Here is a 9543-nt window from a genome sequence, read left to right as displayed (position 1 = left end):
AGTGTGGCCGGTCACCCTCTCAGGCCGGCTACCCGTCGTCGCCTTGGTAGGCCACTACCCCACCAACAAGCTGATAGGCCGCGGGCCCATCCCCAGCCGGAAACCCTTTCCACCACCACCCATGCGGACAGCGGTGCACATCCGGTATTAGCCCCAATTTCTTGGAGTTATCCCAGAGCCGGGGGCAGGTTGCCCACGTGTTACTCACCCGTTCGCCACTAGAAACACCCCCGAAGGAGTGCCCTCGTTCGACTTGCATGTGTTAAGCACGCCGCCAGCGTTCGTCCTGAGCCAGGATCAAACTCTCCGTAGATGATCTGAACCAGGCTGAGAACCGCGAGCTGACACTCGCGGAATCCATCAACCAAAGGAATCCCATCCGAACCCCGAAAGGCCCGGAACGGGGTATTACTTGGCACTGACTTTCGGCACGCTGTTGAGTTCTCAAGGAGCGGACGCACACCAACTCGACCCTCTCGGGCTTCGTCGATGGCGACTCGTTCTACCTTACGCCGTCTTCCGGAGCTCTGCACCCTGGGTGCTTCTCCGTGGCCCTCGCAGGCTCCGTCCGGCGCAGAGAAGACAGTACACGACTCCCGGGGCCCGTGCACCCGGGGTCTCCGTCACACCCGGGCGGCCGGCTCACAACCCCAGGAAGGACTCCAGTCCGACGGTCAGCCCCGGACGCCGGCCCACCTCGCGCACGGCGAGGAGGACCCCGGGCATGAACGAGGCGCGGTCGTAGGAGTCGTGTCGCAGGGTCAGGGTCTCCCCCGCCGCCCCCATGAGGACCTCCTGGTGCGCGACCAGCCCGGTGAGCCGGACCGCGTGCACGGCGATGCCGTCGACGTCGGCACCGCGGGCACCGGGCAGGGCGTCGGTGGTCGCGTCCGGCGGCGGCGGCAGGCCGGCGTCGCGGCGGGCTGCGGCCACCAGCCGGGCGGTGCGCGCCGCCGTGCCCGAGGGGGCGTCGACCTTGTTCGGGTGGTGCAGCTCGACGATCTCCGTGGAGGGGAAGAAGCGGGCGGCCTCCTGCGCGAAGCGCATGAGCAGGATCGCGCCGATGCCGAAGTTGGGGGCGATCACCACCCCGACGTCGGGCTTGGGCTCGAGCCACTCCGCGACCGTCGCCAGGCGCTGCTCGTCGAAGCCGGTGGTGCCGACGACGCAGTGGATGTCCTGGTCGATGCAGAACCGGATGTTGTCCATGACGACGTCCGGGCGGGTGAAGTCGACGACCACCTGCGCGCCGGCGTCGGCGACGTTGAACAGCCAGTCGCCCTCGTCGACCATCGCCACCAGCTCGAGGTCCTCGGCGGCGTTGACCGCCTTGACCACCTCGGTGCCCATCCGCCCACGGGCGCCCAGGACGCCCACCGGGATCCGGGACGGCTCGCCGTCCGCGCGCGCCTGGGGATCGGGAGCAGGGGTACCGGTGGTCACCGCGTCAGTCTCCCGGGCCGCCCGGTCGGCGCAACCACGGCCCCGGGCTCAGCGGGCCGGGACCCGCCGCTCGACACCGGCCCAGGCCAGTAGACCCAGCCCCGTGCCGGCGACGTCGGCGAGCCAGTCGACGACCGAGCCCGAGCGCTGCAGGTCCGACAGCGCCTGCACCAGCTCGCTGACCGCTCCGTAGCCGACCAGCAGCACCGCCAGCGGGACGGCGCGGACCCCCGCCCACCGGCCGGCGAGGGCGAGGGCGAGGAAGAGCGCCAGGTGCACGAGCTTGTCGACGCCGGGCGGGGCGGCCGGCACGTCGTCGCCGGGCGCGAAGAGGACCGCGAGCGAGACGAGCACCGTGACGGCGAAGACGCCACGGGACAGCGCGCCGTGCACGCGGAGCGCGGGGTGCCGGGGCGGGACGGGCACGGACGTCAGAGCCGGTCGAGGTCGGACTCGCGGTAGGGGCCCACGACGGCCAGGCAGGTGTCGCGGCCGAGCACGTCGGCGGCGACCGCGCGGACCTGGTCCTCGTCGACGGCGGTGATCCGGTCGAGCACCTCGCGCACCGGGACGTACTCCCCGTGCGACAGCTCGCTCTTGCCCAGCCGGCTCATCCGCGACCCGGTGTCCTCCAGGCCCAGGACGGTGCCGCCGCGCAGCTGACCCCGGCCGCGGGCGACCTCCTCGGCGGTGAGCCCGTCGGCGGCCACCCGTGCCAGCTCCTCGCGGACCAGCCGGAGCACCTCCGGGACCCGCTTCTTCGCGCACCCGGCGTACACGGAGAAGGTGCCGGTGCCCGCGTAGGAGCCCAGCGAGGAGCCCACGCTGTAGACCAGCCCTCGCTTCTCGCGGATCTCCTGGAACAGCCGCGAGCTCATCCCCCCGCCGACCGCGGTCTCGAGGACCGCCGCGGCGTAGCGGCGCTCGTCGAAGCGGCTCAGCGCCAGGCCGCCGTAGAGCAGGTGGGTCTGCTCGGTGCGGCGCGACACCAGCCCGGCCGGCCGCGCCGGCCGGACCAGGTCGAGCTCCTCGCCGCGCCGCAGCGGCGCGGGGGCGGCGGGGCCGGCGAGCCGGTCGCCGAAGGCCGCCGTCACCAGGTCGAGCACCTGCTGGTGGTCCACCCGCCCGGCGGCGGTGACCACCATCGACGGGATCGCGTAGCGCGAGCGGTACCACCCGTCGACGTCGTCGCGGGTCAGGGCCTCGATGGACCCGACCGTGCCGAGGACCGAGCGGCCCAGCGCGGTGTCGCCGAAGAGCGTCTCGGCGAACAGGTCGTGCACGAGGTCGGCGGGCTCGTCGTCGCGCATGGCGATCTCCTCGAGCACCACCGTCCGCTCGGACTCGAGGTCCTCGGCGGTGTTGAGCGCGTCGGTGACGAGGTCACCGAGCAGCGCCACGGCCAGCGGGAGGTCGGTGTCGAGCACGTTCGCGTAGTAGCAGGTGTGCTCCTTGGCGGTGAACGCGTTCATCTCACCGCCGACGGCGTCCATGGCCGTCGCGATCTCCAGGGCGCTGCGGCTGCGGGTGCCCTTGAACAGCAGGTGCTCGAGGAAGTGGGAGGCGCCGGAGACGCGGGGGGTCTCGTCGCGCGAGCCCACGCCCACCCAGATGCCCAGGGTGGCCGAGTGGACGCCGGGCATCGTCTCGGTGAGCACCCGCAGCCCGCCGGGCAGCACGGTGCGCTCGACGCGGCCGCCCACCTCGTCGACGTCGAGGACGCGCGTGACACCGGCCGGGGCCGGGGCGGAGGCGAGGTCGGTCGACCCCGTCCCCACCCCGGCCCCGATCGGACCCAGGTCGGTAGCCGTGTCAGGCCTCCGCGGGCGCGTCGGCCGGGGCGGCCTGGTCACCGGAGGGGGCCGCGCCGTCACCGGCGGCGGCACCGTCGCCGTCCGCGGCCACCGGCACGAGGCTGATCTTGCCGCGGGCGTCGATGTCGGTGATCTCGACCTGCAGCTTGTCGCCGACGTTGACGACGTCCTCGACCTTGCCGATGCGCTTGCCGCCGCCCAGCTTGCTGATGTGCACCAGGCCGTCCTTGCCCGGCAGCAGCGAGACGAAGGCACCGAAGGGCGTCGTCTTGACGACGGTGCCGAGGAAGCGCTCCCCGACCTTCGGCATCTGCGGGTTGGCGATCGCGTTGATCCGGTCCACCGCGGCCTGGGCCGAGGGGCCGTCGGAGGCACCGACGTAGATCGTGCCGTCGTCCTCGATGGTGATCTCGGCGCCGGTCTCGTCCTGGATCGAGTTGATCATCTGGCCCTTGGGGCCGATGACCGCGCCGATCTTGTCGACCGGGATGCGCACCGTGGTGACCCGCGGCGCGTAGGGGCTCATCTCGTCGGGAGCGTCGATGGCCTCGTTCATCACGTCGAGGATGTGCAGCCGGGCGGCGCGGGCCTGGGTCAGCGCCTGGGCGAGCACGTCGGACGGGATGCCGTCGAGCTTGGTGTCCAGCTGCAGCGCCGTCACGAAGTCCTTGGTGCCGGCGACCTTGAAGTCCATGTCACCGAAGGCGTCCTCGGCGCCGAGGATGTCGGTCAGCGCGACGTACTCGGTCGTGCCGTCGACCTCGTCGGAGACCAGGCCCATGGCGATGCCGGCGACCGGGGCGCGCAGCGGCACACCGGCGTTGAGCAGCGACAGGGTGGAGGCGCAGACCGAGCCCATCGACGTCGAGCCGTTGGAGCCCAGCGCCTCGGAGACCTGCCGGATCGCGTAGGGGAACTCCTCGCGGTCGGGCAGCACCGGGACCAGCGCCCGCTCGGCCAGCGCGCCGTGGCCGATCTCGCGCCGCTTGGGCGAGCCGACGCGGCCGGTCTCCCCGGTGGAGTACGGCGGGAAGTTGTAGTTGTGCATGTAGCGCTTGCGCGTCACCGGCGACAGCGTGTCCAGCTGCTGCTCCATGCGGAGCATGTTCAGCGTGGTCACGCCGAGGATCTGCGTCTCGCCGCGCTCGAACAGCGCCGAGCCGTGCACCCGCGGGACGACCTCGACCTCGGCCGACAGCGGCCGGATGTCGGTGACGCCGCGGCCGTCGATGCGGACCTTGTCGCGCAGGATCCGCTGCCGGACGACCTTCTTGGTGACGGCGCGGAAGGCGGCCGAGACCTCCTTCTCGCGGCCGGCGAACTGCTCGGCGAGCGAGGCCAGGACCTCGTCCTTGAGGGCGTCGGTGGCGTCGTTGCGCTCGGTCTTGCCGGCGATCGACTGCGCCTGGGTGAGCCGGTCCAGGGCGGCGGACTCGACGGCGGCGTAGACGTCGTCGGAGTAGTCGAGGAAGCGCGGGAACTCGGCGACCGGCTTGGCCGCCTTCTCCGCCAGCGCCGACTGGGCCTCGCACAGCGCCCGGATGAACGGCTTGGCGGCCTCGAGGCCCTGCGCCACGACCTCCTCGGTCGGGGCGGTGGCGCCCCCGGAGACCAGCTGGATCGTCTTCTCGGTGGCCTCGGCCTCGACCATCATGATCGCGACGTCGCCGTCGGGCAGGAGGCGGCCGGCCACGACCATGTCGAAGACGGCGTCCTCGAGCTCGGCGTGGGTGGGGAAGCCGATCCACTGGCCGTTGACCAGCGCGACGCGGGTGCCGCCGACCGGACCGGAGAACGGCAGGCCCGACAGCTGGGTGGAGGCCGAGGCGCCGTTGATGGCCAGCACGTCGTAGAGGTGCTGGGGGTCCAGCGCCAGCACGGTGATGACCACCTGGACCTCGTTGCGCAGGCCCTTGGCGAAGGTCGGGCGCAGCGGGCGGTCGATGAGGCGGCAGGTGAGGATCGCGTCCTCGCTGGGCCGGCCCTCGCGGCGGAAGAACGAGCCGGGGATGCGCCCGGCGGCGTACATGCGCTCCTCGACGTCGACCGTCAGCGGGAAGAAGTCGAAGTGCTCCTTGGGCTGCTTGCCCGCCGTGGTGGCCGACAGCAGCATGCTGTCGCCCATGGTGACGACGACCGAGCCGGCGGCCTGCTTGGCCAGCCGGCCGGTCTCGAAGGTGACGCTGCGGCTGCCGTAGCTGCCGTTGTCGATGACCGCGGTGGCGGTGGTGACCCCGTCCTCGGGGTCGTACTCGGCAGCCACGCCGTTGGTGGTCTGGCTGCCCTGGGTGGTGGGTGCGGACACGGTGTCCTCTTCCTACGTCGCATGCGGCGACGTCCTCTTCGTGGCGTCTCGCGCCGGACTGCTCCGGGATGACCGGTCTTCGATCGAAGCCCGCGGGGGTCCTTCCCCCTCCCGTGGAGGGGCATGCCCGGGGGCCACCACCGAGGACCGACCAGCGTCGGGCCGCACGGCGGGCGCCGTGGTCCCGTGGGGCGGGTGCCCCACGAGAGAGGGGACCGTCCCGGTGGGACGGTCCCCTCTGGGGTCAGCGGCGCAGACCGAGCCGCTCGATGAGCGAGCGGTAGCGGGTGATGTCGGTCTTCGCCAGGTAGTTCAGCAGCCGCCGGCGGCGGCCGACCAGCAGGAGCAGGCCCCGCCGGCTGTGGTGGTCGTGCTTGTGCTGCTTGAGGTGCTCGGTCAGGTCGCTGATCCGGCGGGTGAGCATCGCGACCTGGACCTCGGGCGAGCCCGTGTCCCTCTCGACCGTGGCGTACTCGGTCATGATCTGCTGCTTCGTGGCGCTGTCGAGCGGCATGGGCGGGCCTCCTGGCCTGGGTCACGTGTGGCCCCCGGTCTGGGTCACGGGGGCAGGTCGCACACTCGTCGGGCGGTGCCCGACCCCTCCGAGGCTACCAGCGCCGCCGGGGGCGACCCCCGCGGCGATCACCCGGCGGGGGGCAGCCCCAGCACGGTGCGGGTGCGGGCGACGTCGTCGGCCATCGCGGCGACGAGGGCGTCGACACCGGCGAAGGAGGTCATCGGCCGCAGCCGCGAGACGAACTCGACGCCGACGTGCTCGCCGTAGAGGTCGCCGGCGAAGTCGAGCACGTACGCCTCGACGGTCCGCCGCGAGCCGTGGAACGTCGGGTTGGTCCCGACCGAGATCGCCGCCGGGGCGCTGTCGCGCGTGGAGCCGTCCGGGGCGCGGGTCACCAGCGCGCCGGCGTACACGCCGTCGGCCGGGATCGCGGTGAACGGCGGGCTCTCGACGTTCGCCGTCGGGTAGCCCAGCTCCCGGCCGCGCCGGTCGCCGCGGACGACGACGCCGTCGACCCGGTGCGGGCGGCCCAGCGCCCGCGCCGCGCTCTCCATGTCCCCCGCCGCGACGCAGGCGCGGATGTAGGTGGAGGAGATGGTGACCGCGCCGTCGGCCGAGTCGTCGCCGGCCAGCGGGATCCCCTCGACGGCGAAGCCGAACCGGCGGCCCTCCTGCGCGAGGGTCGTCACGTCGCCGGCCGCCCGGTGCCCGTAGGTGAAGTTCTCCCCGACGACGACGGCGGCGGCGTGCAGGTCCTCGACGAGCACGCCGTGGGCGAACTCCTCGGGCGTGAGCCGGCTGAACTCCGGGGTGAAGGGGATGACGCACATGGCGTCGACGCCCAGCCCGGCGACCAGCTCGGCCTTGCGGTCCAGCGAGGTCAGGATCGCCGGGTGCGAGCCGGGGCGGACCACCTCGGTCGGGTGCGGGTCGAAGGTGACCAGCACACAGGGCCGGTGCATCGCCCGGGCCCGGGCGACGGCGGTGCCGACGAGCTGCTGGTGGCCGCGGTGGACGCCGTCGTACATGCCGACGGTGACCACCGTGCGCCCGAGGTCGGCCGGGGTGGCCGCCAGCCCGCGCCAGCGCCGCACGCGCCGTCCTCCTGGGGGTCCGCCGGGTCGCTCAGGCGACCCGGTGCAGCCAGCCGTGGGTGTCGGGCACCCGGCCGTGCTGGATGTCGAGCAGGTGCTCCCGCAGGCTCATCGTGACCGGGCCGGGGGTGCCGTCGCCGACGGTGAAGTCGCCGGTGCGGGCCCGCACCTCGCCGACCGGCGTGATGACGGCGGCGGTGCCGCAGGCGAAGGTCTCGGTGACCGAGCCGTCGGCGACGCCGGCGCGCCACTCGTCGACGCTGAAGCGCCGCTCGGTGACCCGCATGCCGCGCTCGCGGGCGAGGGTGATCAGCGAGTCGCGGGTGATGCCGGGCAGCAGGGTGCCGGTGAGCTCGGGGGTGACCAGCTCGGCGTCGTCGCCGGAGCCGAGGACGAAGAACAGGTTCATCCCGCCCATCTCCTCGACGTAGCGCTTCTCGGTCGCGTCGAGCCAGACCACCTGGTCGCAGCCGGCGGCGATCGCCTGCTCCTGGGCCAGCAGGCTCGCGGCGTAGTTCCCGGCGCACTTGACGTCGCCGGTGCCGCCGGGCGCGGCGCGGATGTAGTCCTCCGACAGGTACACCGACACCGGCTGGACCCCGCGCGGGAAGTACGCGCCGGCCGGGCTGGCGATGACCAGGAAGAGGTACTCGTTGGCCGGCCGCACCCCGAGGAAGGGCTCGGTGGCCAGCTGGTAGGGCCGCAGGTAGAGCGTCTGGTCGGGGCCGGTGGGCACCCAGTCGCGGTCGGAGTCGACGAGCGCGTCGACGGCGGCGAGGAACGCCTCCTCGGGCACCGGCGGCATGGCCAGCCGGCGGGCACTGCGGGCGAAGCGGGCGGCGTTGGCCTCGGGCCGGAAGGTGGCCACGCTGCCGTCGGGCTGGGCGTAGGCCTTGAGCCCCTCGAAGATCGACTGCGCGTAGTGCAGCGCGGCGGTGGCGGGGTCGACCTGCAGCGGCGCGTACGGCGTCAGCCGCGCGTCGTGCCAGCCGCGGCCGGCGGTGTAGCGGGCCACGAACATCGAGTCGGTGAAGTGGCGGCCGAAGCCGGGGTCGGCGAGCACCGCCTCGCGCGCGGCGACCGGGCGGCGGGCGACGTCCTCCACGGTCACCGGCACGCCCTCGGTGAAGACCCGGGTGGAGGTGCGGCTGTCGGCGAGCGTGTCGGTCATGTCTCCCACCTGCGTGAGCTCGTGCTGGAACCGGGCCGGCGGACGTCCGGCCCCGGCTCACAGTAGCGCCGGGCCCCGCGGCGGCCGGGCGCCGACCGCCGCGGGCTTCAGGGCCGGTCGGGCGCCGAGCTCTCGATGACCTCGTAGGACCACAGGTGGTGGGAGTCGCTGGCCGCCGGGGCGAGCTCGTCGCCGCCGCCGTCGTGGGCGCGGGCGAAGTCCTGGCCGTCCTCCCACGCCCGGTAGGCCTCCTCGCTCTCCCAGCGGGTGTAGACCAGGTACTGGTCGGTGCCCTCCAGGGGGCGCAGCAGCTCGAACCACTCGAAGCCCGGGGTCCTCTCCACGGCGCCGCCCCGGCCGCGGAAGCGCTCCTCGAAGCGCTCCTGGGCGTGGTGCGGCACGGTGATCGCGTTGATCTTCACGACGCTCATGCGCTCCCCTTGCCCGTCCCCGCCCCCCGGCTAACCGCAGCGGGGACCGCGCCGCCGGGTGAGGATGGCGCGGTGACCCAGGACAAGCGGCCCGGCGTGCTGTTCGACGTCGACGGGACCCTGCTCGACACCAACTACCTGCAGGTCCTCGCCTGGTGGCAGGCGTTCCGCGACACCGGGCACGAGGACGTGTCGATGGCCGACTGCCACCGCGCGATCGGCATCGCCAGCGAGCAGCTGGTCACGCACCTGCTCGGCGACGACGGGGCCGCCGACGCCGAGGAGGTGTCGGAGGCCAAGAACCGCCGCTACGAGCCGCTGCGGGAGCTGGTGACGCCCTTCCCCCGCGTCGACGACCTGCTGGCCGCCTGCCGGGACCGCGGCCTGGCGGTGGTGCTGGCCACCAGCGGCAAGGACTCCGACCTGGAGTGGATGGTCCCGGCGATCGGCGGGGAGGACGTCGTCGACGGGTCCACGACGTCGGCCGACGTCGAGTCGGCCAAACCCGCGCCGGACCTGCTGCAGACCGCCGCCGGGCAGCACGGCCTCGACCCGGCGCGCACGGTCACGGTCGGCGACACCGTCTGGGACGTGCGGGCGGCGAAGGACGCCGGCTTCCCCTGCATCGCGCTCACCTGCGGCGGCATCTCCCGGGCGGAGCTGGTCGAGGAGGGGGCCGACGAGGTCTACGACACCCCGGCCGACCTGCTCGCCCACCTGGACGAGTCGCTGATCGGGAAGCTGACCGGGGACTGACGGAGGGCCCCC

9 protein-coding genes and 1 rRNA gene are annotated in these 9543 nt (G+C 73.2%); 1 reads left to right on the top strand and 9 read right to left on the bottom strand.

Annotated elements, in window-relative coordinates; genetic code table 11:
• The 9 genes from ACI8AD_RS10825 to ACI8AD_RS10785 all read right to left on the bottom strand — a co-directional run.
• Positions 1 to 313, bottom strand: a 16S ribosomal RNA gene (locus ACI8AD_RS10825); the annotation flags it as partial.
• A 329-nt stretch (positions 314 to 642) separates the two neighbouring features.
• Positions 643 to 1443, bottom strand: coding sequence for a 4-hydroxy-tetrahydrodipicolinate reductase (gene dapB, locus ACI8AD_RS10820; protein ID WP_456870523.1), 801 nt, complete (start codon positions 1441 to 1443; stop codon positions 643 to 645).
• Positions 1444 to 1491: 48 nt separating this feature from the next.
• On the bottom strand, positions 1492 to 1869 hold the full coding sequence (locus ACI8AD_RS10815; protein ID WP_456870522.1) for a VanZ family protein: 378 nt from the start codon (positions 1867 to 1869) through the stop codon (positions 1492 to 1494).
• Between the two features lie 5 nt (positions 1870 to 1874).
• Positions 1875 to 3221 carry a M16 family metallopeptidase gene (locus ACI8AD_RS10810; protein WP_456870521.1) on the bottom strand — a complete coding sequence of 449 codons (1347 nt, stop codon included), beginning with the start codon at positions 3219 to 3221 and terminating at the stop codon, positions 1875 to 1877.
• A 34-nt stretch (positions 3222 to 3255) separates the two neighbouring features.
• A complete protein-coding gene (locus tag ACI8AD_RS10805; RefSeq protein ID WP_456870520.1) occupies positions 3256 to 5562 on the bottom strand; it encodes a polyribonucleotide nucleotidyltransferase in 2307 nt (768 codons plus the stop codon).
• A 244-nt stretch (positions 5563 to 5806) separates the two neighbouring features.
• Entirely contained in the window at positions 5807 to 6076 is a 270-nt protein-coding gene (rpsO, locus tag ACI8AD_RS10800) for a 30S ribosomal protein S15 (protein WP_089402566.1), read from the bottom strand.
• A gap of 128 nt (positions 6077 to 6204) precedes the next feature.
• Entirely contained in the window at positions 6205 to 7173 is a 969-nt protein-coding gene (locus ACI8AD_RS10795; protein ID WP_456870519.1) for a bifunctional riboflavin kinase/FAD synthetase, read from the bottom strand.
• A gap of 31 nt (positions 7174 to 7204) precedes the next feature.
• A complete protein-coding gene (locus tag ACI8AD_RS10790) occupies positions 7205 to 8344 on the bottom strand; it encodes a branched-chain amino acid aminotransferase (protein ID WP_456870518.1) in 1140 nt (379 codons plus the stop codon).
• Between the two features lie 107 nt (positions 8345 to 8451).
• Entirely contained in the window at positions 8452 to 8775 is a 324-nt protein-coding gene (locus ACI8AD_RS10785; protein ID WP_456870517.1) for an antibiotic biosynthesis monooxygenase family protein, read from the bottom strand.
• 72 nt (positions 8776 to 8847) lie between these two features.
• Here ACI8AD_RS10785 and ACI8AD_RS10780 point away from each other — a divergent pair, with 72 nt between their 5' ends.
• Positions 8848 to 9531 carry an HAD family hydrolase gene (locus ACI8AD_RS10780; RefSeq protein ID WP_456870516.1) on the top strand — a complete coding sequence of 228 codons (684 nt, stop codon included), beginning with the start codon at positions 8848 to 8850 and terminating at the stop codon, positions 9529 to 9531.
• The last annotated feature ends 12 nt before the right edge of the window (positions 9532 to 9543 follow it).

Source organism: Geodermatophilus sp. SYSU D00766, from assembly GCF_054049915.1.
The sequence above is the reverse complement of the archived record's forward strand: the minus strand, read 5'-3'. Positions and strand labels throughout refer to the sequence as shown.